This is a genomic window from Terriglobales bacterium (assembly GCA_035691485.1).
Lineage (GTDB): Bacteria > Acidobacteriota > Terriglobia > Terriglobales > Acidobacteriaceae > JAIQGF01.
The window spans coordinates 1-22999 of sequence record DASSIZ010000074.1; the positions used below are offsets into that span (position 1 = coordinate 1).

Consider the following 22999-nt stretch of genomic DNA (forward strand, 5'->3'; position numbering starts at 1 on the left):
CCGATCCTCTGCTGAAGACGGTGCGCAGCGACCCGCAGTTTGCGGAGATTCGGGCGGCAGCGCAGCAGTGTCAACAACGATTCCAGGCGCACCGTGCGGCGGCAGGAAAGTAGAAGTCCCTCGCCAGCACTGAAGGGCCGGGCTAGGTGTGCCTGCGAATTCGCGCCCAGGACGCAGAGTGTGTTCACGCTCAATCTTCAACGCGCGATTGAAATGCCTATCGGCGGGTCGGTTTGGATTAGACTGCGGGGTCCTTCGACTCGGGCGTGCGCCCTCGCTCAGGATGACACATTGAAAAGGGGGCATGGTGGTTAAGGTGGATTGCGGCTTGACCGGGGAGGAAACGGGGAGTACCTTGGCGCGGTTGTTTCAGGGTGTGGGGTTGTTTCGCGCTGCTGGCCAGATTCGCTAATCGGTCTGTGAGCCAGTTTTCTTACCGATTGTTACCGACAATTTTCTTACCGACACAATGTCGGAATTGCCGGCCGGCGTCATTTCCAATTCCGCGAAAGGAGTTCCACCCATGATTTCGCGTATCGTCAGCTGCACGGTGAGGCCCGAGAAAATCAACGAATTCCGCAATGCCTTGAAAACGGCGGTCCTGCCCAACATCACCCGCCAGCCCGGATTCGTGGACCTGATCGAATCGATGGACGACGGAACGGGCACATTCGTATGCACCACGTATTGGAATACACGGCACGACGTGGAGCATTATGACCAGACGCTGTTCCAGGAAATCGCGCAGAAGTTAATACCGCTGATCGAGGGCCAACCGGAGATCAAGACACTCAACGTGGAAAACTCCACCGTACACGAGATCAGCTCCGGCAAAAGCGCGGCGGCGTAGAAACATTGGCCGGTGGTCGGTAGGCGAGCTTTGGGGCTCGCCTTTTTGCTGCAGCGTGCCGGGCTCGTTCAACGCGCGATTAGATTGCCTGTTTGGATCAAGACCGCTCGGGCGTGCGCCCTCGCTCAGGATGACATTGCTCATAAGTTTAACGTAGCCCTGACGTGCACCTCGGGCTGACGCCCTCGCGGAACGGCGTGGCGGCCCTGAAGGGGCTCGGGAAATTTGCTTGGACGCCTACCCACGGCTCACGCCGTGGGCTGGAATTGTGCCGGCCTCGCTTCGCTCAGGATGGCAGTCATTAAGGGTTTGCGGCGTGCGATGTTGGCTTTGACGCGCGATTGAAATGCCTGTCGGCAGCTCGGTTTGGATCAAGGCCGCGGGGGTCCTTCGACTCGGATGCCTTGTCGGCAGGCCTATTGGATCAAGACCGCGGGGTCCTTCGACTCGAGCGTGCGCCCTCGCTCAGTCGGCCTGGGATCTGGCGGTGCCGACCGAGGCATCGGCCGAGGCGGAAGCAGCAGCGGCGGCGAGGGTAACCGGCTCGTCGACCACGGCAACGGGCCGCACGTGCAGGTCACCACGCTCGAAGACGCGCTCCAGGGCAACAACAACGCGCGGATCGAATTTCTTTTCCGCCAGGGAGCGAACGATTTTCACGGCGTACTCGGGCGGATGCGCGGCCTGGTAAGGGCGATTGGTGGTGATCGCGTCGAAGGCGTCGGCGACGGCGATGATGCGCGCGACCAGCGGAATTTCGTCGCCCTTGAGACCGAAGGGATAACCGCGGCCATCGAGTGACTCATGGTGCAGCTCGATGCCGGGAATCATTTCCTTGAGCTGCTGCACCGGGCGCAGGATGTTGGCGCCGCGCGTGGTGTGGGTCTTCATCACTTCATATTCTTCCGGGGTCAGCGCACCCGGCTTCTTGAGGATGCGGTCCTCGATGCCGATCTTGCCGACATCGTGGAGCTGCGCCGAGACGCGCACGATCTCGATCTGCTCGGGGCTCAAGCCTATTTCCCCGGCGAGGACGACGGAGTAGCGGGTGACGCGGTCGGAATGACCGCGCGTGTAGGGGTCCTTTTCGTCAACCGCGCCGGCGAGCATCTGGATGGAGCCCATAAACAGGGCGCGGTTCTCTTCGGCGGCGCGCTTGAGGTCGGCGACGAAGCGCTCCAGGTCCTCGGTCATGTGGTTGAAAGTCTGGGCCAGTTCGCCGAACTCGGTGCGGCTGGTGAGCTGCACCCGCTTGGAGAAATCGCCGCGGGCGATGGCGCGGCTGGACTCGGTGAGGACATCGAGCGGGCCGGTGATGCGGCGGGCGGCGAAGATGCTGACGATGATGGCCAGGACCGCGGCATAGATGGCGTAGGAGATGGCCTGCGACTGCATTTCGGTGACGTCGATGTAGGCGTCGGTCTGCGGCTTCTGGGCGATGACGGCCCACTCCAGGGAATGCACCGGGCTGAAGGTGCCGAGCATGGCGACTTTCTCGCTGTTGGCACCGTAGGAGGTAAATTCCTTGGTGGCGACCACGGCCCTGCCGCCGGACTCGACGAAATTCTTGACAATCTCAAACTTCGTCATGTCCTGGCCGGTGGCGTAACTGGAGGTAGCGCCGGCCACCAGGCGTCCTTGGCGATCGACGACGTAGGTGAGAAGGCCGCCGAACTTGGTGACTTCCTGGAGACGGAGGCGGAGGAAATTGAGATCGACGGCGGCGCCAAGCATGCCGATGAAGCGTCCGCCGGCGGCGATGGGAATGCTGAACAGCACCACGATGCGGCGTTCGCGTCCGCTTTCAATGGTGAGTGCCTGCCCGGTATAAGCGCGGCCCTGGCCGGCGGCAATGAAGGCGCGCTCCAGTTCCTTGCGCAGGAAATCATCGGGGGTAATGCGGCCGGCGGAAATGCCCTTGGCGTCGGAATTGAGGACGGTGGCGTAGGCGACGTCCGGCGAGGAGGAGACGAATTTTTCCAGCAGGGCGCGCAGCTCGGGAGCGCCGACGTGCTCGTTGCGCAGGTCGCCGCCGCTGGCGATGACCAGGGCGGAGGTCAGATTGCCGAGCATGGTCTCGAGGCTGCGCTGGCGGTGTTCGATGTCCTCGCCGACGGACTGCGTGATCGTGTTCTGAAGATACATTTCATTGGTCTTCAGGCGATCACGGTTAATGGACATGACGCGCTCGGCATAGAAATACATGGGCACGACGCTGACCAGGATCAGCACGCCCAGGATCAAGCCGAGAATCGGCACGCGAGCCGGAAACGCAAACCCTTTGAACAAGCTACCTGCCCCCGAATCTCGAAATTGTATGATGAAGGCGGTTGCCGCCCAGCACATTTTCTTGCGGGGGAGAATTACAAAAGTACCGTGTCCGGCATCCTAAGCAGAGCCGCCATGGCCAAGATCACAGCTCTGATTCACACCCACAACGACGCGGAGCGCATCGGGAGGTTGCTGGACTCGCTACGCGCCTGCGATGAGGTGCTGGTGGTGGACCACGGCTCCACCGATAACACAGCGAAACTCGCCCGCGATCATGGCGCGACCGTCAAGGAAGGAGTGCCGGGCGTGAACCCGGGGGTGTACGCGATTGACGCGCGTCACGACTGGGTGCTGTGCCTGCTGCCGACGGAGTCGGTGAGCGAGGGCCTGGAGGCATCCCTGTTCGAGTGGAAGGACCGACGGACGGAGCCTCTCGATCAGGAGGAAAAGGAAAAGCAGGCGCCGTCGCAATGCAGCGTGGCATTCGAGGTGCGCGAGGAAAGCGGCAAGGACTGGAAGGAGCTGGGGCCGCACACGCGACTGGTAAATCGCAAAAAGATCAACTGGCCGGGCCATCTTCCGCACGACGACCCGGGGGCGGAAATTCTCCCCGGACACTTGCTGCGATTTTCAAAGCCGTGAGAAGAAGGGGCTGGGGGCTGGGAGTTAGTAGTCGGGAGTTGGGGGACAGCGGACAAGGGCAAGGGGCCAAAGGAGTTAGCGGTCAAGGTGAGGTTACGTTGGTGCCGTACCCTTTCTGCTACTCGCCAATGGACGGAACATCCTAGCCAGTGGCGGCGCGCACTGCCATAATCCAGCTATCCTTTTCCCAATGGAACCACTGCAGGCAAGCGCGTTTTTCCTGTTCGGGCTGGTGTTCGGAAGCTTTCTGAACGTCTGCATTCACCGCATTCCGCGCGGGATTTCGGTGGTGACGCCGCACTCGGCCTGCCCGCAGTGCCAGCACGCGATCAAGCCCTACGACAATATTCCGGTGCTGAGCTGGTTGATGTTGCGGGGGCGCTGCCGGAATTGTGGCGCCGGCATAACTCCCCGTTACGCGGTGGTGGAACTGCTGACGGGCTGCCTGTTTCTAGCCTGCTACGCCAGGTTCGACCTGACGGTTTTCACACTGAAGTATTGCGTGTTCTCGTTTCTCATCATTGGCCTGATCTTCACCGATGCAGAATGGAAGCTGCTGCCGGATGCTTTCACGCTGCCGGGATTGGCGGTCGGGCTGGGCTTCAGCCTGGTGGCCCCGATGAACGACCTGGTGACGCAGGTGACGCCCGCGTTCATCACCATTCACCGGCCGGCCAGCTTGTGGCGCTGGTTTTCTTTTGCGGACGCGTTGTTTGGGGCGGCGGTGGGGGCGTCGTTTTTTTACGGAATTGCGATGTTGTATTTGCACGCGCGCGGCCGCGAAGGCATGGGCATGGGCGACGTGAAGCTGATGGCGATGGTGGGCGCATTTCTTGGCGTGAGGCTGACGGTGGTGACGATCTTCGCCGCCTCGCTGGTGGGGTCCTTGTTCGGAGTGGCGACGATCGCGGCGGTCTGGGTAAAACGCATGCGGCGGAGGATGCGGCGCAACCGGGAATCGGCCGAGGTGGCGCGGCGCCGGGCATGGAAGTCGGCGCGCAATGTCTATCGTTATTACGAAATGCCGTTTGGCGTGTTCCTGGGCGTGATGGCCATCCTGGCGCTGTTCTTCGGCGGCGACCTGATGCGCTGGTACTGGGGGCCGTTTCTGTGAAGCTGCTGGCGAACCCGCTCATGCTGCGCATGGCGCTGGTGCTGGTGGTGTCAGCGTCGATGTTCGTGCTGGGAGTGTGGTTCATCCGAAGGCTAAGAAAGGAAATGGCGAACACCGGGCTGAGCGCGCCCGCGCCGCGCACGGACAATGCGCCCGCGTTTACGGTAGCGACACTTCACGGCGTCATCCAGCAACTGAAAGACAAAGAGCAGGAGCTGCGGCGCTTGCGGGAACAGGCGCGAGAGCGAGCGTCGCTGAGCGAGAACCTGTCGGCGGCAATCCTGACCAACCTGGAGACGGGAGTGCTGGTATTCAATCCGGCGGGGCTGGGGCAATTTGCGAACCCGGCGGCACGGGAGATTCTGGGATATTCGACGGTGTCGGGAATGCATCCGCGCGACTTGTTTCGCGGTGTGAGCGCCTTGCGGGCCGGCAACAACGGGGCGCCCTCGGGAATGACGGAGGCGCTGCAACGCGCGCTGCGGGATGCCACCGTGTTTCGCGGATTGCGAGCAGATTACGCGACGCCCAAAGGTGAACTGCGCAAGCTGGCAATCACGATCGCGCCCGCCCTCGGCGATGGCGGCCAGTGTTATGGCGCGGTGTGCCTGCTGACGGCGCTGGCACAAGCGGGGTAAAAGGACATGCCCGATTGCGGCATTTACCATAGTGCTTCCGGTGCGAATCCTTGCGAAAACCGGGGCCAAGCGGAGCTACAATACGCGCGGAACTCCGGATGGCGGCGCAGCGGCGCGGGTCTGGAGAAGGAAACCCTATGAAACGGATCTTGCAGATCGTGGCCGCGGCATTGGCGCTGATTTCGGGAGTTGCAATCTACGCGGGCGCGCAAGAATCGCTCGGTGAGTTGGCGCGGCAGCAGCGGCAATCGAAGAAACCGAGTACGGCCAAGCTCTATACCAACGACGATTTCGCGATGGTGCCGGAAGCCCCCGCGGCAGCGGCGGCGGACAAAACCGAGAAGAGCGACAAGGCGGAGGCGGCCGCACCGAAGGCGGGAGCTGCCGACGATAAAGGGAAGCTGGCGGCCGCATTCAAGGCGCGTGCCGATGAGCACAAGAAGAACATCGCGCAACTGGAGCGCGAACTCGACGTGGCGCAACGCGAGTACCGCCTGAAAGTGGCTGTGTACTACGCCGACGTTGGAAATAATCTGCGCGACGGGAAGAAGTGGGCGGAAGACGACCGCAAACAGCGGACCGAAATCGAAGGCAAGCAGAAAGCTGTCGCCGATGCCAAGCAGAAGCTGGCGGATTTGCAGGAGGAAGCGCGCAAGGCGGGCATCAAGATCGACTGAGATTCCTCGCGGGCTCCCTCGCTGCGCTCAGTGCGCCTGCTCGGAGTGAAAGTATTTGAAGAGGTTTTTTCGCAGGCCTAAAGGCCTGCGCCACCCAGCGGCACGGCTGAAGCCCTTTTGGCTCATCTGGGGCGCGGCTGAAGCTGTACCTTCAATGTCCAAGAATTTTCAAAACTAAACTACCGCGCGAATGGATTCGGCCGTGCAAAAAACAATGACAAAGCCGAGATTCCTCGCGGGCTCCTTCGCTGCGCTTGGTGCGCCCGCTCTGAACGACAAATATCTGATGGGGTTTTTTCGCAGGCCTAAAGGCCTGCGCCACCCAGTTGCCGATCCCCAAGCGGGCGAATGGTTGCGGCGCGAGATTTGGAGCTGTGAGGCCGGTTGGGGCGCGGCGGGAGCCGGCAGAGCCTCTGCTATAATGATGGCGCCTCATTCGATCCGGTCCTGATTTATTGGCCGCATTGGGCAGTGCGGAAGTGGTGGAACTGGCAGACACACCATCTTGAGGGGGTGGCGCCGAAAGGCGTGGGGGTTCAAATCCCCCCTTCCGCACCAACTCGCAATCCTAGGAACGCCCTGAGGAGAGATCAAGAAAGGACGCGGCCGCGCGCCGCATCAGCTGGACATGATTGTTGTCACGATTACCGTTATACATGTCATCGTTTGCTTGTTCCTGATCATCGTGGTGCTGCTGCAGAGCGGCAAGAGCGCCGACATCGCGGCCGCTTTTGGCGGCATGGGCAGCCAGACTGCATTCGGCCCGCGCGGGGCCGCCACCCTGCTCAGCAAGGCTACGACCTGGGCAGCGGTAATTTTCATGGTCACGTCGATTACGCTGTCGATCTTCGCGTCGCGGCGGACGGGGGGCAGCTCGGTGTTGGGGAACATTAAGTCGCAGCCGGCCAAGTCGGCGCCACCCAGCCCCGCGAAGAATGCGCCGACGCCGAATCCCACGACGAAATAGCTGTTGATCTTAGCCATTGGCTAAACGCGCAGGCGCTAAGAGCTGCCAGCTAAGAGCTTCTTATGATCCACGAAATCCTTCCCGTTGGGCCGCTGCAGTGCAATTGTTCCATCATTGGGGACGAGAGCACGCATGAGGCGATGGTGATCGATCCGGGCGACGAGATCGAGGACATCCTGCGGCGGGTGGAACAACACGGGCTCACGGTGAAGCAGATCGTGGTGACGCACGCGCACATCGATCATGTCGGCGGGGCGATGAAGTTGAAGCAACGCACCGGCGCGCCGATTTTGCTGAACCAGAACGACCAGGCTCTGCTGAAAATGATGGACGTGCAGGCAGCCTGGGTGGGAATGAGGCCGCCGGGTCAGATCGCGATCGATCAGAGCGTGAAGGATGCGGACAGGCTGCGCGTAGGCAAGCTCGAGGCGAACGTCATGCACACGCCGGGACATACCGAGGGCAGCATCTGCCTGTACTTCCCTAGCGAGCAGAAGCTGATTGCCGGAGACACTTTGTTCGCCGGCAGCATCGGGCGAACGGACCTGCCGGGCGGGTCGCTGGAGAAGATCATGGACTCACTGAACGGGCAAGTGATGGCCCTGCCCGACGAAACGATCGTAATTCCGGGACACGGGCCGGAGACGACGATCGGCGAGGAGAGACAGAGCAACCCGTTCTTAATTGGATAATTTGCTCGGGCTGACGGCCTCGCCAACATCGTACCGGCCTCGGCTTCGCCTCGGGCTTGGTTTGCCGGGTGCTGCTTTCCCAAGGCTGACGCCTTGGGCTGACAAGTCGTACCGGCCTCGGCTTGGTTTGCCGGGTGCCTCGCTACATCCGGGCGGGCAGCGCATATCGATGCAGACCGCTCTTGCAATACCAAATTACAAATTACCCATTACGGATTTCAGCAACCGTTTCACTCCCTCCTTAAACGCCGCTTCGGGCGCGATCAGGCTGATGACGAGATAGCCATCGGCGGGGAAATCATAAAAATGTCCAGGATGGACAAGGACTGATTGCTGCTCCAGCAGGTGGATGGCTAGGTCTTCGTCGGAGCGCGTGACGGGTACGCGCAAGGTGGCGTACCAGCCGCCCTCGACCTGCAGCCGAGCGCAGGTTTTCTGCGCGGAGAGTTGGCGGTCCAGTTCATTCATGTTGTCGCGAATTCTCGCCATCAATTGCCGCTGGAAGCCGCCGCGTTGGGCGAATAAGAAGGGGGCAGCAAGCTGGATGGGGGCGTTCATGGAGAGATAGGTGTCGGCAATAATCTCCAGGCGAGCCATGGCGTCGCGGGCGAGATCCCCGGGGCCGGTTACGGCGATCCAGGCAACCTTCATCTGCGGTAGTCCGGCAATCTTGGAGAGGCCGCTGAGGGTGAAGGTGAGCGGCGGGTTCGCGGTTGCTGGCTGTGAAGCGAAGCTGAAACCGGAACCACCATCATGAGCAAAGTCGAGGAAGACCTCGTCAACCACCAGCGCCATGCCGCGTTGCGAGCACAGCGCATGCAGTTGCTTCGCTTCGTTGGGCTTGACGTAGGAGCCGGTGGGGTTATTGGGATGCACGAGCAGGATGGCGCGGGTGCGATCGCCGGCGGCGGTAGTGACGGCGTGCATGTCGAGGTGCCAGCCGTGGTCGTAGAAAAGCGGGTAGGTCTGGAGGCGCACATCCTGGATGTCAGCGAGGAATTGGAAGAGCGGGTAGCTGGGTGCGGGCACGAGGATTTCGTCATCCGGGTCGCAAAGCAGGCGAAAGATGAACGAGTAGGCTTCACTGGTGCTGGTGGTAAGGAGCAGGCGGTCGGGAGCGATGGAGACGCCGAGCTCGCGATAGTAGGCAGCAACGGCATCGCGAGCGATCGGCAGTCCCTTGGCGTCGGGATGATATTCGAGGGCGCGCGGGTCCGCCAAAGAGGACAAAATGGCGGGCGCGTCAAAGTGCAAACCGATGGCCGCGGGGTTGGAGGCGGTGAGATCGAGCAGTTCCCTGCCGGCGGCGCGGTGCTTGTCGAGCGCCACGCTGAAACGGTTGGGCGCGAGCGGCCAGTTCGTGCGGGAGGCAAACACAATTCAATTTGTAATTGGTAATGGGTGATTTGTAATTTAAAAAATGTGCCGAGGCGCAATGCCCCCAGTGGGAATGCCTGCTGCATTCGCGTGCCGGTGGATTTCGCAGGGTGCTTCGACTCAAGCGTGCGCCCTCGCTCAGGATGACAGGCGCAAGAATCAACAAAAAAAGCCGCCCTGGGTGGGCGGCCTAAATTACAAATCGCAAATTTACAGTTGCCTCAGGCTGATTTGGGCAGCTCGAGAATCGTAGCCGCCTGCGGGGCACGCGGACGGTAACGAGCCAAAATCGGCAGCACCAGCGAGCAAATCAGGATGACGGCAATGATGTGGATCGCCGTGCCGTAGGAGCCGGTGTTCTGCCGCACATGCGCGATCAAGATCGGCGAAGGCACCGCGGCCGCGCCCCACGCCAGCAGGATCCAGCCGTAGATGCCACCCATGTACTTGGCGCCAAAGAAGTCGGCCGTGAAGGACGGCATGGTGCCGAAACCGCCGCCATAGCACAGGCCAATGACGGCAAACATCAGGCTGAACACGGTGATGTTGTGAACGCTGGTCAGGGCGAAGAAGATGATCGCCTGGATGGCATAGAGCATGAAGTAAACCGGAGCGCGGCCGATCAAGTCGGAGACCCAGGCCCAAAAGACGCGACCGGCGCCGTTGAAGATGGAGATCAAGCCCACCATGCCGGCGGCAGCCAGAGGCGACATGCCCACCAACTGCTGCGCCATCGGGGAGGCCTGGCTGATGATCATGATGCCCGCCGAGACATTCAGGAACAGCATTGCCCAGAGCAGCCAGAATTGCCAAGTGCCCATGGCCTGGGTGACGGTGAAGTCGATCTTGGTAGCGGTTTTTTGCACTGCGGAGGTCGGGCTCCAGCCGGCCGGAACATAGCCCTGCGGCGGATTGGCATAGAACTGCCCCGCGGCGGTCACCAGGATCAGGTACACAATGCCGAAAATCCAGAATGTGGCGGGAACACCGCTGGTCTGGATCAGGCGCGCGGCGATGGGGCTGAAGATGAGCGCGCCCGCACCATAACCGGCTACGGCAACACCGGTCATCAGGCCGCGGCGATCGGGAAACCACTTCACCAACGTGGCAACGGGAGTGATATATCCCATGCCCATACCAATGCCGCTGATGACCCCATAGCCAAGATATAAGCCGGCAAGCGAGTGGCCTTTGGCGGCGAAGCCGGCGATCAAGTACCCGATTCCGTAAATCACGCCCGCCACGGTGGCCACGCGACGCGGACCGACGCGGTCCTGCCATAAACCGCCGATCACAGTGCCGACGCCAAGAAAAAGGATCGCCAGAGTGAATGTCAGCGATACCTGAGTGAGTTGCCAGTGTTCCTGGGCAATGAGCGGCTTGACGAAAACGCTCCACCCATAAGCTGCGCCGAGACAGATCTGCATTACCACCGCGGCCACAGCAATGCCCCAACGATTGCGAAGTTTTTCCACAGCCATCGGTATGCTACCCCCCTTGCCAGCAGAGGACCTGCTTAGCTCTTGATACGATGCATTTTCTGAGCAGGTTGTTCGCTGCCGGCAGACAACCTTCGCGCTAGCCCACAACTCTAGAGAAATTGAAGGGCAAATAAAGCCGAGGGCGCCAGTCCTTGTGGGGCTTGATAGCAAGTTAAAGCCAGGGGTCATCAATGTTAAAGGATTTACTCGAACGCTGGCCCGTCTATCGACAATTCAAAACAGGTGATAACGGAACAGGAAGCGCTGCCTACAGCGAAAAAACCAAGAAGCTGCTTCCGAAAACCGAGGGATGCGAGGTGGCGCGTTCGATCTGCCCCTATTGCGGGGTCGGATGCGGACAATTGATCTACCACAAAGACGGGAAAATGGTGGCGGTCGAAGGCGATCCTGTTTCGCCGGTGTCGCGCGGGCATCTTTGTCCGAAGGGCGCGGCCACGCTGCAGTTGCACACGCATCCCGGGCGGCTGAGGAAGGTGAAATATCGCCGGCCGTACTCGCGGGTGTGGGAAGAGCTGGAGCTGGAGACGGCGATGGACATGATCGCCGACCGGGTGTGGGAGTCGCGGCTGGAGACGTTCCAGGAAAAGCAGGACGGCGAAGCAGTCATGCACACGCTGGGGATAGCGCACCTGGGCGGGGCGACACTGGACAATGAAGAGAATTACCTGATCAAGAAATTATTCGCGGCCGGCCTGGGGATGAATTGCATCAGCAACCAGGCCAGGATATGACACAGCTCGACGGTGCCCGGTCTGGGCACCTCGTTCGGTCGCGGCGGCGCAACCACGGCACAGCAAAGCCTGCACGAATCCGATGCCATCATGATCATGGGCTCCTCGATGGCGGAGCAGCACCCGGTGGGATTCCAGTGGGTAGTGGCAGCGCGGGAACGCGGCGCCAAGATCATCCATGTTGATCCGCGGTTCACGCGCACCTCGGCGATGTCCGACATCTGGGTGCCGCTGCGCGCCGGGAGCGACATTATTTACCTGGGCGCGATCATCAACTATGTCCTGCAGAACAACCGCTACTTCCACGATTACGTGGTCCATTACACCAACGCGCCTACCATCATTCGCGAGGAGTTCAAAGACACGGAAGACCTGGGCGGAGTGTTCTCCGGCTTGCAAGTGGACAAGGACGGCCAGACGATCTACGACCCGAGCTCGTGGCTGTACCAGGGCACGAAGGCCAAGGAAGGTGAACCGACTGCGCACCATCCTGCCGCCGGCGGACACGCACTTCGTGGCGCGGCCGGCGGCGGTCACGGGAAGGATCGCGGAGGCGAAGCCGAGGAACCCTCTGAGCACCAGGAAGACGAGACGCTGCAGAATCCGCGCTGCGTGTTCCAGATCCTGAAACGGCACTTCTCGCGCTACACACCCGAAATGGTGGAGAAGTATTGCGGCGTACCGAAGGAAGTCTTCTTGAAAGCGACCGAAGCGTTCATCTCCGCGTCGGGACGCGACAAGACCGCCGCCATCTGCTACGCCGTGGGATGGACGCAGCACTCCAAGGGGGTGCAGATCATTCGCACGGCGGCGATCCTGCAAATGTTGCTGGGCAATATTGGACGGCCGGGCGGCGGAATTCTCGCGCTGCGCGGGCATGCCTCGATCCAAGGCTCGACCGATATTCCGACGCTGTTCGACATTCTGCCCGGTTACCTGCCGATGCCGATGTTCGAGGCGGATGCGAACCGGCTCGCGGACTACATCAAGAAACACAAAGCCAATAAGGGATTGTGGTCGAACTTCGACGGGTACTTCGTCAGCCTGATGAAGGCGTACTACGGCGAGAAGGCCACAGCGGAAAACGACTGGGGCTTCAACTGGCTGCCACGCGTCACCGGCGACCATTCGCACTTCGGTTACTGGCTGGACATGGCGGACGGGAAGATGGAAGGGCTGTTCGTCATGGGACAAAACCCGGCGGTCGGCGCGTCGAATGGACGGCTGGAGCGCAAGGCGCTGTCGAAGCTGAAATGGCTGGTCGTGCGCGACCTGGTGGAGACGGAGACCGCGGCATTCTGGCTGGATTCACCCGAGGTGCAGCGGGGAGAGCTGAGCCCCGACAGCATCAAGACGGAAGTCTTTCTCATGCCTGCGTGCGGACAGGCGGAGAAGGACGGAACGTTCACCAATACGCAGCGCATGCTGCAGTATCACAACAAGTCGGTGGATGGTCCGGGCGATTCGCGCAGCGAGACGTGGTTCATTTATCACCTGGGGCGGCGCCTGAAGGAGAAGGCGGCACGTGATCCACGGCCGATGCACGAGCCGCTGCGGGCGCTGACCTGGGACTATTCGACCCACGGATCTCATCACGAACCTGACGCGGAAGAAGTCCTGATGGAGATCAACGGCTGGACCACGGCCGATCGCAAGCAACTGCAGAAGCTCACGGAACTCAAGAACGACGGGTCAACCACCTGCGGCTGCTGGATTTATTGCGGCGTCATGCCCAGCCCAGATTTGAATCGCGCCAACCTGCGCGAACCCAAGGGCAAGCTCGGGCACGGCTGGGGATTCGCGTGGCCGAACGACTGCCGCATCATCTACAACCGCGCCTCGGCCGCTCCCGACGGCAAGCCGTGGAGCGAGCGCAAGAAGCTGGTGTGGTGGGACGACGCCAAGCAGGAATGGACCGGCGAGGACTCGCCCGACTTCGTCAAGAACATGCCGCCCGACCATAAAGGCAAAGGGAAAGAGGGCATGTGGGGGCTGGATGGCGATCAGCCGTTCACGCTGCATGGCGATGGCGTGGCCTGGATGTTTGTCTCGAGCGGTTTGAAGGACGGTCCGCTGCCCACGCATTACGAGCCGCTGGAATCGCTGTTGGAGAATCCGTTGTACCCGAAGCAGCAGGTGAATCCGACGGCAAAGAAAAAAGAGCGCAGCGACAATTCCTACGCCGTCTCGCCGGCTGATCCACGATTCCCGTACGTGCTGAGCACGTACCGGCTGACGGAGCACCATACGGCCGGCGGAATGAGCCGCACGCTCAGCCACCTGGCGGAGCTGCAGCCGGAGTTGTTCTGCGAGATCTCACCGGAGTTGGCAGGGGAACTGGACATCGAGCACGGGTCCTGGGTGACGGTAGTGACAGCGCGATCTCTGATATCGGCGCGAGCGCTGGTGACACCGCGGATTCGGCCGTTGTGGGTGAACGGGCGCCGCATGCACCAGGTGGGACTGCCGTATCACTGGGGATGGAAGGGCGAAGTGAAGGGCGACATCACCAACGATCTACTCGTCATCTCGGAAGAGCCCAACGTACGCATCATGGAAACCAAGGCGCTGGTGTGCAACGTCGTGCCGGGACGGCACGCCGAAGGCAAAGCGGCGCTGGACCAGCTGAAATTTTATCTGCAAAGGCCGGCAGCATGAGCCATCACCAGGTAGTACCGGAAGCGAAGCACGGGGAGCCGCAGACGACCGGGTTCTTCACCGATTCGACAGTATGCATCGGCTGCAAAGCCTGCGAGGTCGCGTGCAAGGAATGGAACGACGTTGCCGCCGACGGCTACAACTGGACGGGATTTTCCTATGACAACACGGGCGCGGTCGGACACTCGACGTGGCGGCACGTGAAGTTTGTGGAGAACACGCCCACGCCGGGAGTCGGCGGAAACGCGTCGGACCAGATCACGTGGGAATTTTCCAGCGACGTCTGCAAACATTGCGAAGTGGCAGGATGCCTGGAGGCGTGCCCGACGGGATCGCTGATCCGCACCGAGTTCGGGGGCGTGTACATGCAGCCCGACGTATGCAATGGCTGCTCGTATTGCGTGGTGGCGTGCCCGTTCGGGGTGATCCAGAAGAACGAGGAGGACGGGCGGGCCTTCAAGTGTACCTTCTGCTATGACCGGCAAAAGGTTGGATTACAACCAGCTTGCGCAAAGGCGTGTCCGACCGAGTCCATCATGTTCGGGCCCCTGGATCAACTGCGGGTGCGGGCCCAGGAGCGATTGGAACAGCTGCACGGCAACGGCATGACCGATGCCAATCTTTACGATCCGACCAACACAAGCGTGAAAGGTCTGCACGCGTTTTTCCTGGTGCGTGGAGACCCGAGAGCTTACAACCTGCCGCCCAAGCCCGAGGTCCCGACGATTTACTTGAAGGAGGGATGGCGAGCCGCCGCCAAAGGCGCAGCCATGCTGTTAGCCGGGGCCACGCTGGCGTTCGCCGCCGGACGCAACGGCAGCAAGCGAAAGAGGAGCCGCCGATGAGCGCCGTAGTCCCCGAGTTTCCCGAGCGCATACCCGACGAACAGAGTGAGGCGCGGCTCTATGAACTGCGCCGCGAAGCACAACAGCGAGGGCAGGTAAAAGCCCTTGGAATCCGACCGCCGGGAGCGCCATTCCCGCAAGCGTCGCCGGAGACCGGTTACTACGGCATCCCCGTGTTGAAGCAGCCGCAATGGACGTGGCAGGTACCGCTGTACTTTTTTGTCGGCGGCGCAGCGGGGTCGGCGGGAGTAATTGGCGCGGTGGCGGACTTGATCGGCGACGACTACGAACTTGCCCACCACGCCCGCTGGCTCGCGCTGGGCGGCGCGGTCGCATCCTCGGGGTTGCTGGTGTGGGACCTGGGGCGCCCGAGCCGTTTCCTGAACATGCTGCGTGTTTTCAAGCCGCAGAGCGCGATGTCGATGGGGGCGTGGATTCTGGCGGCGTTCGCCAATTTCAGTGCCGCAGCCAGTTTCGCCGACTTGCTCGAAGGGCGGTGGGGGAAGTCGATCCCGGTTTCCGTCATCGGAGGCATCGGACGGCTGGGCTCGTTAGCTTTTGGTCTTCCCTTCCACAACTATACCGGCGTACTGATCGGCGCGACCGCCGTGCCGCTGTGGAACCGCCACATCAAGGAACTGCCACAACACTTCGGGATGTCAGGGCTGCAATCGGCGGTCAGCATCCTGGAACTGATGGGGCACAGCGACAGCCGGGCGCTGAACTTGCTCGGGCTGCTGGCCGCGGGAATGGAAACGCGCGAAGGATTCCGCATCGAAACCGATTCCGACCGCGCGCTGGAGCCGTTGAAACGAGGCGCGAGCGGCTGGATCACGCGTGTCGGCGGAGTGCTCTCCGGACCGTTGCCGCTGGCGTTGCGACTGGCGGGCTGGCGCTCGCCAACGCTGCGGCGCTGGGCCGCCGTTTCTGGAATTGCGGGCTCGCTGCTGACACGTTATGGATGGATGGGGGCGGGGCACGCGTCGGCGTCGAACTGGCGCCTGCCGCTGGAGATTGCCGAGAGCGGAGGAGAAGTGGAGCAGTTTCCCAAGCGCGCGCCGGAAAAACTTCGCGATACCGCGTGAGGATCAGTGGTTAGGGGTTAGGCGCAAAGTAGGAAGCGATCTTCAATCCTCAGCCGAAGCCTGATCGGCGACCACCGCTGTCTCCCCGGCGCGGGCGCGAGTCAGCAACAGGATGGCGCAAATCATCACTGCGCCCAGCAGCGGCAGCGCCGTACCCGCACGAAATCCAAAGGACTGGGACAGGTGACCAATGCTCCAGGGGAAGACTGTCCCGCCGAATAGGCCAATGGAGAACAGCACGCCGAATACGGTGCCGGGAAAGTTACGGTAACGATTGCCGGCGATGGCCAGCATGGTGGGGTAGATGGCAGCAAAGGTCAAACCCGCCAGGGCGGCTCCGACAGCCAGGATCGGGACCGAGGGCGCACAGGCAATGATGGCCACGCTCACCAATGCGCCGGCGGCGCTGATCATGACCAGCTGAGATTCGCTGATGACACGCAAGACGCGGGTGGCGCCGATGCGTCCCACCATCATCATCGCTTGAAACAGAGCCAGCACGAGGGTGGCGGAGCGCGCGGTGGCGCCCATGTCGCCGGCCCAAGTCGAGGTCCAGCCGATCATCGCGGCTTCATTGCCGGATTCGAAGAAGAGGAGAAAGGCAAACAACAGCACGCCGGGATAGCGAACCACTTTCGCCGCGCCGCGGAAGGAGAAACCGCTGCCATGGTGCGGCGGCGGAAATGAAAGGACGAGATAAGCGGCGAGGCAGGCGGCTGAAATCACAGCGGCGGCGAGGATGACGACAACCATGCGAGCGGAACCGACGGCGGCCGCGCCGAGCGGAATCAGCAATGCCCCTACGCCAAAGAAGACCGCCACCAGGTTGAGCCGCGCCCCGCGGTCTTCTTCAAAGATGTCGGAAACCAGGACATTGCCGGACATGTTGAGTCCGCCGCCGCCGGCGCCGAGCAGCAGACCGAAAAACTGGGCGGCTGAGTAGGTTGTGGCGAAAGCCATGCCGGCGAGCGCGACGGTGACGAGGAAAGCGGAAGCGGCGAGGATCAGCTTGTTGCCGAAGCGGTCGATGAGCGGCCCGGAGATGACCGTTGCCAGCAGAACGCCGAACAGCAGCAGCGTTTGCAGATCGCCCTGGCGGACCAGGTCGGTCACCTGGAGGCGTTGGCGCATCTCCGGCATGCCGAACAGGGTGCCGAGCAGCACCAAGACGACACCGAACATAAACAACGCGCCGCAGGCGGAGACGAAGAGGTGTTCGCGATTAAAGGCCGGGAGTTTTTGCAGGGTCGGGGGCATGGCAGGAGCAAGCTTTGATTTTACGCGCTCACCTTCGAAATTACCTGGCCACCGCCTCGCCACGAGGCGCGAGCACTTTTCTTTTCACCTTCTTTGCCGAGAGCCGCGGGTCTTCGGCCAAGGATGACGACAACGCCTGGTTGGCGCTGTGCCATGCCAGATATCCGGCGCCGTGAAGATTGGCATCCTGTCCCAGTCCGCTGACCCTGATTCGCAACTGGCGGGCGGCGACAGGATGACAGCGGGCAAGCGCGGTGTGGGTCAGGTCGTGCCAGAACAGATCACTCGCGGAAACGAGCGAGCCGCCGACGACAACGACTTCCGGGTCGAAAATACTGATGAGGTTGGCGACGGCGAGTCCGAGCAGTTTTCCGACACGGCGAAAGATCTGCATGCAGGCTGAATTGCCGCGGCGCGCAAGCTCGGCGACTTCGTCGGCGGAAAATGCCTCGGGGTGGCGTTCGGCGAGAACGCCAGCGGAGGCTGCTTCGGCAGCATTCCTGGCGGCGCGAACAATGGCCGACTCCGAGGCAAATGCCTGGAGGCCGCCGAACTTGCGCACCTGGAAGCCGTCTGCGTCGCAAACTACCATCCAGGCCGCGGAACCGGCGAGGTGGTGAGCGCCGCGCAACAGATGTCCTCCGCTGATGATTCCTGCCCCGATCGTGGCACCGGCGGTGAGGACGACGACATCTTTCTTGCCGCGACCGGCTCCCCGCCAGGTTTCGCCGAGCGCGGCAGCGTTGGGCGCGCTCTCCACCACGACTGGGATCTGCAGCTTGCTGTGCAGCAACCGGCCCAGAGGGACCTTTTCCCACTCCGCCAGGTCGGGAACGGATACGGTGCCGTCGGAGCGCACGGTGCCGCGAACGGCAATGCCGGCTGCGCTGTACATGGTGCGTCCCTGTCCCAGATCCGACGCGATGCGCAATAACTGTTTCACAGGAGAGAGGGGGTTGGAGACATCGAGTGACTCGTCCCTTCGGGACAGCACTTTGCCGTCACGGTCGAGAACAGCGGCCAAGATTTTGCTGACTTCGAGATCCGCGACGAATACGGTGTCCGCCATGAATGCACCCGTAAATGAAAAGCGGCTCGGGCCGCTTCAGAAGCATACCAGCGTCCTGCGACAAGCCGGCATCCGGCTGGCGAGCGAAGCGGGGCGCCAATTCCAACTTGGGACAGGGCTGGGTCTGAGCGGGCCCTACATTTTTCTAAAGAATCAATTCGGTTCCACACATCGCAGCCGGACGCGGCGGGGAAAGCGTTGTGTTACATTGACGACAGCTTCTTCCGTGGCACTCACGACCATTTTTTTCGATGCCGGGGGGACGATAGTCTATCCTGAGCCCGGGCTCACGCTGGCGGCGCTCGCCGAGCGAAATTACCATCCTCTTCCGGAACAGCTCCACGCCGCCGAGCGGAATGCCAAGCGCGAGTTGGACGAGGCACGCGCGCGACATGATTCCGTGGACGCGCAATACTGGGACATCTATTACCTGCACCTGTTTCGCGAGCTGGGCATCGACGATGATGCTGAACTTCGCTCCGCACTGGTTACGGCAACAAGGACGGGAATGAATTGGCGCCGCGTGCTGCCGGATGCGCGCCAGGCGCTGGAACGCTTGAAAGACGGGCATCGGCTGGGGCTGATCAGCAACTCCGACGGGAGCGTACGGCGTCTGTTCGAAACGCTGAGCCTGGACTCCTACTTCGACTCGTTCACCGATTCGCAGCATTGCGGATATGAAAAGCCCGATCCGCGCATCTTCCAAGCTGCCTTGGCGGCGATGGGTGCCATGCCGGAGGAGAGCCTTTACGTCGGCGACATTTACTCCATCGATTATGTTGGCGCGCAGGGAGCGGGTATGGGGGCGGTGCTGGTGGATGTAGCGGGCGCATATCGCGGAATGGGGTACGCCCGGGTGGGGTCGCTGACCGAATTGCACACGCGGTTAGGCGAATTTTCCCATAGCGCAACGTAAGAAGTACCTTGGCCGGCCTGGCCAAACCACCCTAAGTTACGAAAGACACGCGCTGAAGGACTTGGCAAGGGCATTGCTGCTGCGCCGGTGTCGCCGCGCCACGCGGCCCGGAGGATTGAAATGGCCTGCCCCACCCGTTTCGAGCTTCGACCGGCCCCTGCCACCCAGCGCCAGGAAATCCGCTTGGAAGAGGAACTTGCTCCCGCCGTACTGGATGCATGTTTCACCCTGTGGCGGGAATACAGCGACTTGTCAGAGCGCGCGCCTTCTGCATTCGCGAGTTGCGAGGACGAACTGCTGTCCTGGTACGCCGAACTGCAGTACAAGACGCGCGGGGCGGGCAAGTGCTCGAACTGCCGGACCGCAGTGCGTCATGCGCTGAAGGTCCGCGTCGAATGCGCCAGCGGCAGTACCCGCACCTACGTTTGCCTGTGCACGCGCTGCCTGGTAGCCGAGGAGGCGCTTGCGGATCGCGTATTGTACCGGGTTGCGGGACGCTGGATCGAGAGCCGGCACGCGCGCGAAAAGGCGGAGCGGCGCAGCGGCAGCCTGAAGCAGGCAGCGTGAAAGAGGGGGCTAGGGGTTAGGGGCTAGGGGCTAGGAGTCGAGCGCAGTTTCGAACATTCCTACCGGGTGTAATCCCGCATCCAGAGCGCGTTTTAGGCATCACATCAGCGTGTGATACGGCGGGGGTATAATCGCCGCAGGTGAGGGTGTTCCCCTTGAGAGGTTCCCCAAAGCAATGAATGTTCCCCGGACACTCGGCCAGCTCCGCCAGTCCTCCTATTCCGAAGCGCGCCTGAACAGCCGCCGCGTGAAAGACGAATTGCGCGAGAACCTGATCGCGCGGCTGCGGCAGGGCGGGACCCTGTTTCCCGGCATCGTGGGCTACGAGGACACGGTGGTGCCGCAAATCGTGAACGCAATCCTGTCGCGGCATAACTTCATCCTGCTCGGATTACGCGGGCAGGCGAAGAGCCGGATCCTGAGGGCGCTTACTTCCCTTCTCGACCCGCAAACGCCGTACGTTGCCGGCTGCGAGATCCACGACAATCCTTACGCGCCGATCTGCCGGCGGTGTCGGGAGACGATCGCAGCCAAAGGCGAAGATACGCCGATTGCATGGTTGGCGCCGGAGAGCCGGTACGTGGAAAAGCTGGCAACGCCGGACGTGACGATCGCGGACCTGATCGGCGACATCGATCCGATCAAAGCGGCCAAGGGCGGACACGAGCTGTCGAGCGAGCTGACGGTGCACTACGGGCTGCTGCCGAGGGCGAACCGCGGCATATTCGCGCTCAACGAGCTGCCGGACCTGGCGGGAAAAATCCAGGTGGGATTGTTCAACATCATGCAGGAAGGCGACGTGCAGATTAAGGGCTACCCGATCCGGCTGCCGCTGGACGTAGCGCTGGTGTTCAGCGCCAACCCGGAGGATTACACGGCGCGAGGAAAGATCATCACGCCGCTGAAGGACCGCATCGGCTCGGAAATCCGGACGCACTACCCGGCGACGGTGGAAGAAGGAATCGAGATCACGTCGCAGGAGGCCTGGGCGCAGCGCGACGGATACAAGCTGCACATCCCGAAGTACGTGCGCGAAGTGATCGAGCGAATTGCATTCGTGGCGCGCGAGGACAAGAAGATTGACAAGCGCAGCGGGGTGAGCCAGCGGCTGCCCATTACGTGCATGGAAAACGTGATTTCCAACGCCGAGAGAAGGGCCATCACGCACGGCGAAGCTACGGTGGTGCCGCGCATCGGGGACATTTATGCGGCCATGCCGGCGATCACCGGAAAACTGGAACTGGAGTACGAAGGCGAGGTGAAAGGCGCCGACAACGTGGGGCGGGAGCTGATCCGCATGGCGATCGCGAACACCTACGACGAGTACTTCCAGGGACAGAACATGCAGCAGATCGTGCAGTGGTTCGACCTCGGCGGAAATATCCAGATCCAGGATGGAACCGCGGCGGTGAAGGTGCTGGAGGAAGTGAAGAACATCCAGGGTCTGCTCGATAAGGTGAGCGCGGTAGGCGTGAAGCCGAAAGATCCCGCGGAAGTACAGGTTTCGGCGGCGGAGTTTCTGCTGGAAGGTTTGTACGCGCATAAGCGAATCGGGCGCAACGAGGAGCGTGTCTTCAGCGCGGGCGAGAAACAGGCGCGCCGGGCCGAGGCCGGTGGCATGAAGGGAGAAGAGCCGCCGTTCCGAAGTCGACGCCCGTTTAATTAGAGTTCACAGGAAGTTTCACGTTTCGCGTTTCACGTTGGAAGAACTCGGTTGAGAGCCGCGGTTTTGACGACATGAAACGTGACACCTCGAAACTTGAGACGATGCCATGAAACGGGTTACCTATACCAAGTACGTGCCGGATCCGGCGAGCGAGATGAGCATGGAAGACCTGCTCAGCGCGTTGTCGGATTACCTGCTGCAGAGCGGGTTCCAGGATTCGTACGGGTTCATGGACCTGAAGGATGCCGAGCAGACGCTGGAAGAGTTGCGGCGGGCGATTGAAGACGCGCTGATGAACAGCGATGCCATCGACCAGCAACTGCAGGAACAACTGCGGCAGATGCAGATGGACGGTTCCCTGGACGAGCTGATCGAAAAACTGATGGAGAGAATGGAGCAGGAAGACTTCATTTCCATCGAGCCACCCCAGGACCCGTCGAAACAGTCGTCGGTGGGAGGGCAGGTGGGGCAGAACCAGTCGCAGGCGAAGTTTGAGATCACCGACAAGAGCCTGGACTTCCTCGGATACAAGACGCTGCGGAACCTGCTGGGTTCGCTGGGCAAGTCGAGCTTCGGACGTCACGACACGCGCGACCTGGCCACGGGGGTGGAAGCCAGCGGCGCGGCGAAGACGTATGAATTCGGCGACACGCTGAACCTGGACATCACGGCGACGTTGTCGTCGGCGATCCAGCGCGAGGGGCTGCAGGTGCCGCTGAACCTGGAATACAGCGACTTGCAGGTACACCAGTGCGAGTACCAATCGTCGTGCGCGACGGTGTTGATGCTGGACTGCTCGCACTCGATGATCCTGTACGGAGAAGACCGCTTCACGCCGGCGAAGAAGGTAGCGATGGCGCTGTCGCACCTGATCCGGACGCAGTATCCGGGCGACTCACTGTCGCTGATACTTTTCCACGACTCGGCGGAGGAAGTGCCGCTGTCGCAACTGGCGCGGGTGAAGGTAGGGCCGTATTACACCAACACGCGCGAAGGATTGCGCCTAGCCCAGCGACTGCTGGCGCGCCAGCGCAAGGACATGAAACAGATCGTGATGATCACGGACGGGAAACCGTCGGCGCTGACGCTGGAAGACGGGCGGATTTACAAGAACGCATTCGGGCTGGACCCGCTGGTGGTGAGCCAGACACTGGAAGAGGTGTCGAAGTGCAAGCGTGCCGGGGTGATGATCAACACGTTCATGCTGGCCAGCGAATACGGCCTGGTGCAATTCGTGCAGAAGGTGACGGAGATGTGCCGCGGGAAGGCGTACTTCACAACGCCCTACACGCTCGGCCAGTACCTGCTGATGGATTACATGAGTCGCAAGACCAAGACGATTCATTAAACGCAGCTGTTAGCTCCCAGCCAGTTTGGGTTTAAACCTACTTTGAAACTCTTCACCATCTGAGACGAATCACGATTCCACCCGCCGATGAGCGGGTCTTGTAACATAACCTGCGCAATTCGTTCCT

At 61.5% G+C, this 22999-nt stretch carries 19 protein-coding genes and 1 tRNA gene; 15 read left to right on the top strand and 5 right to left on the bottom strand.

Annotation, left to right across the window (positions count from 1 at the left end):
- The first annotated feature begins 523 nt into the window (after positions 1-523).
- On the top strand, positions 524-850 hold the full coding sequence (locus VFI82_10010) for an antibiotic biosynthesis monooxygenase (protein ID HET7185010.1): 327 nt from the start codon (positions 524-526) through the stop codon (positions 848-850).
- Between the two features lie 465 nt (positions 851-1315).
- Here the strand turns inward: VFI82_10010 and VFI82_10015 are convergent, their stop codons facing one another.
- On the bottom strand, positions 1316-3139 hold the full coding sequence (locus VFI82_10015) for an HD domain-containing phosphohydrolase (GenBank protein HET7185011.1): 1824 nt from the start codon (positions 3137-3139) through the stop codon (positions 1316-1318).
- A 114-nt stretch (positions 3140-3253) separates the two neighbouring features.
- Here VFI82_10015 and VFI82_10020 point away from each other — a divergent pair, with 114 nt between their 5' ends.
- The 7 genes from VFI82_10020 to VFI82_10050 all read left to right on the top strand — a co-directional run bounded on the left by VFI82_10020 (position 3254) and on the right by VFI82_10050 (position 7851).
- Complete coding sequence (locus VFI82_10020; GenBank protein ID HET7185012.1) at positions 3254-3763, top strand: glycosyltransferase; 510 nt, start codon at positions 3254-3256, stop codon at positions 3761-3763.
- Positions 3764-3953: 190 nt separating this feature from the next.
- Positions 3954-4877, top strand: coding sequence for a prepilin peptidase (locus VFI82_10025; protein ID HET7185013.1), 924 nt, complete (start codon positions 3954-3956; stop codon positions 4875-4877).
- Complete coding sequence (locus VFI82_10030; GenBank protein ID HET7185014.1) at positions 4874-5515, top strand: PAS domain-containing protein; 642 nt, start codon at positions 4874-4876, stop codon at positions 5513-5515. Before VFI82_10025 ends, VFI82_10030 begins: the two co-directional genes overlap by 4 nt.
- A 137-nt stretch (positions 5516-5652) precedes the next feature.
- Complete coding sequence (locus tag VFI82_10035; protein ID HET7185015.1) at positions 5653-6192, top strand: hypothetical protein; 540 nt, start codon at positions 5653-5655, stop codon at positions 6190-6192.
- A gap of 473 nt (positions 6193-6665) precedes the next feature.
- A tRNA-Leu gene (locus VFI82_10040) sits at positions 6666-6750 on the top strand.
- 70 nt (positions 6751-6820) lie between these two features.
- Positions 6821-7159: a preprotein translocase subunit SecG gene (secG, locus tag VFI82_10045; protein ID HET7185016.1), complete on the top strand. Its 339-nt coding sequence runs from the start codon at positions 6821-6823 to the stop codon at positions 7157-7159.
- A gap of 62 nt (positions 7160-7221) precedes the next feature.
- Entirely contained in the window at positions 7222-7851 is a 630-nt protein-coding gene (locus VFI82_10050) for an MBL fold metallo-hydrolase (protein HET7185017.1), read from the top strand.
- Positions 7852-8046: 195 nt separating this feature from the next.
- On the opposite strand, the gene VFI82_10055 is transcribed toward VFI82_10050, so the two are convergent.
- A complete protein-coding gene (locus VFI82_10055) occupies positions 8047-9228 on the bottom strand; it encodes a pyridoxal phosphate-dependent aminotransferase (GenBank protein HET7185018.1) in 1182 nt (393 codons plus the stop codon).
- 221 nt (positions 9229-9449) lie between these two features.
- A complete protein-coding gene (locus tag VFI82_10060) occupies positions 9450-10709 on the bottom strand; it encodes an OFA family MFS transporter (protein HET7185019.1) in 1260 nt (419 codons plus the stop codon).
- Positions 10710-10900: 191 nt separating this feature from the next.
- Between VFI82_10060 and fdh the strand changes: the two genes are divergently transcribed.
- From fdh to nrfD, 3 genes are read left to right on the top strand one after another with little or no spacing between them, the layout of a single operon-like run.
- Positions 10901-14119 (top strand): formate dehydrogenase, encoded by a 3219-nt coding sequence (gene fdh / locus VFI82_10065; GenBank protein HET7185020.1) that lies wholly within the window; start codon positions 10901-10903, stop codon positions 14117-14119.
- On the top strand, positions 14116-14964 hold the full coding sequence (locus VFI82_10070; GenBank protein ID HET7185021.1) for a 4Fe-4S dicluster domain-containing protein: 849 nt from the start codon (positions 14116-14118) through the stop codon (positions 14962-14964). Before fdh ends, VFI82_10070 begins: the two co-directional genes overlap by 4 nt.
- Complete coding sequence (nrfD, locus tag VFI82_10075) at positions 14961-16049, top strand: NrfD/PsrC family molybdoenzyme membrane anchor subunit (protein HET7185022.1); 1089 nt, start codon at positions 14961-14963, stop codon at positions 16047-16049. The genes VFI82_10070 and nrfD overlap by 4 nt, the downstream gene beginning before the upstream one ends.
- A 42-nt stretch (positions 16050-16091) precedes the next feature.
- On the opposite strand, the gene VFI82_10080 is transcribed toward nrfD, so the two are convergent.
- Together VFI82_10080 and VFI82_10085 are read right to left on the bottom strand one after the other, a co-directional pair.
- Positions 16092-17306 (bottom strand): MFS transporter, encoded by a 1215-nt coding sequence (locus VFI82_10080; protein HET7185023.1) that lies wholly within the window; start codon positions 17304-17306, stop codon positions 16092-16094.
- A 40-nt stretch (positions 17307-17346) separates the two neighbouring features.
- Positions 17347-18375 carry an ROK family protein gene (locus tag VFI82_10085; GenBank protein ID HET7185024.1) on the bottom strand — a complete coding sequence of 343 codons (1029 nt, stop codon included), beginning with the start codon at positions 18373-18375 and terminating at the stop codon, positions 17347-17349.
- Positions 18376-18601: 226 nt separating this feature from the next.
- On the opposite strand from VFI82_10085, the gene VFI82_10090 reads away from it, so the two are divergent.
- From VFI82_10090 to VFI82_10105, 4 genes are all read left to right on the top strand, one after another.
- A complete protein-coding gene (locus tag VFI82_10090; GenBank protein ID HET7185025.1) occupies positions 18602-19291 on the top strand; it encodes an HAD family hydrolase in 690 nt (229 codons plus the stop codon).
- A gap of 120 nt (positions 19292-19411) precedes the next feature.
- Positions 19412-19858 (top strand): hypothetical protein, encoded by a 447-nt coding sequence (locus tag VFI82_10095; protein HET7185026.1) that lies wholly within the window; start codon positions 19412-19414, stop codon positions 19856-19858.
- A gap of 175 nt (positions 19859-20033) precedes the next feature.
- On the top strand, positions 20034-21524 hold the full coding sequence (locus tag VFI82_10100; protein HET7185027.1) for a magnesium chelatase: 1491 nt from the start codon (positions 20034-20036) through the stop codon (positions 21522-21524).
- A gap of 106 nt (positions 21525-21630) precedes the next feature.
- The gene (locus tag VFI82_10105; GenBank protein HET7185028.1) at positions 21631-22872 is read left to right on the top strand and encodes a VWA domain-containing protein; all 1242 of its coding nucleotides are present in this window, start codon (positions 21631-21633) and stop codon (positions 22870-22872) included.
- Positions 22873-22999: the final 127 nt, after the last annotated feature.

Bases quoted from the DNA above. Each gene is read 5' to 3' on its own strand.
- VFI82_10010 (HET7185010.1), top strand. From the start codon at position 524: ATGATTTCGCGTATCGTCAGCTGCACGGTGAGGCCCGAGAAAATCAAC.
- VFI82_10020 (HET7185012.1), top strand. From the start codon at position 3,254: ATGGCCAAGATCACAGCTCTGATTCACACCCACAACGACGCGGAGCGC.
- VFI82_10025 (HET7185013.1), top strand. From the start codon at position 3,954: ATGGAACCACTGCAGGCAAGCGCGTTTTTCCTGTTCGGGCTGGTGTTC.
- VFI82_10035 (HET7185015.1), top strand. From the start codon at position 5,653: ATGAAACGGATCTTGCAGATCGTGGCCGCGGCATTGGCGCTGATTTCG.
- secG (HET7185016.1), top strand. From the start codon at position 6,821: ATGATTGTTGTCACGATTACCGTTATACATGTCATCGTTTGCTTGTTC.
- VFI82_10050 (HET7185017.1), top strand. From the start codon at position 7,222: ATGATCCACGAAATCCTTCCCGTTGGGCCGCTGCAGTGCAATTGTTCC.
- VFI82_10060 (HET7185019.1), bottom strand. From the start codon at position 10,709: ATGGCTGTGGAAAAACTTCGCAATCGTTGGGGCATTGCTGTGGCCGCG.
- VFI82_10070 (HET7185021.1), top strand. From the start codon at position 14,116: ATGAGCCATCACCAGGTAGTACCGGAAGCGAAGCACGGGGAGCCGCAG.
- nrfD (HET7185022.1), top strand. From the start codon at position 14,961: ATGAGCGCCGTAGTCCCCGAGTTTCCCGAGCGCATACCCGACGAACAG.
- VFI82_10080 (HET7185023.1), bottom strand. From the start codon at position 17,306: ATGCCCCCGACCCTGCAAAAACTCCCGGCCTTTAATCGCGAACACCTC.
- VFI82_10085 (HET7185024.1), bottom strand. From the start codon at position 18,375: ATGGCGGACACCGTATTCGTCGCGGATCTCGAAGTCAGCAAAATCTTG.
- VFI82_10095 (HET7185026.1), top strand. From the start codon at position 19,412: ATGGCCTGCCCCACCCGTTTCGAGCTTCGACCGGCCCCTGCCACCCAG.
- VFI82_10100 (HET7185027.1), top strand. From the start codon at position 20,034: ATGAATGTTCCCCGGACACTCGGCCAGCTCCGCCAGTCCTCCTATTCC.
- VFI82_10105 (HET7185028.1), top strand. From the start codon at position 21,631: ATGAAACGGGTTACCTATACCAAGTACGTGCCGGATCCGGCGAGCGAG.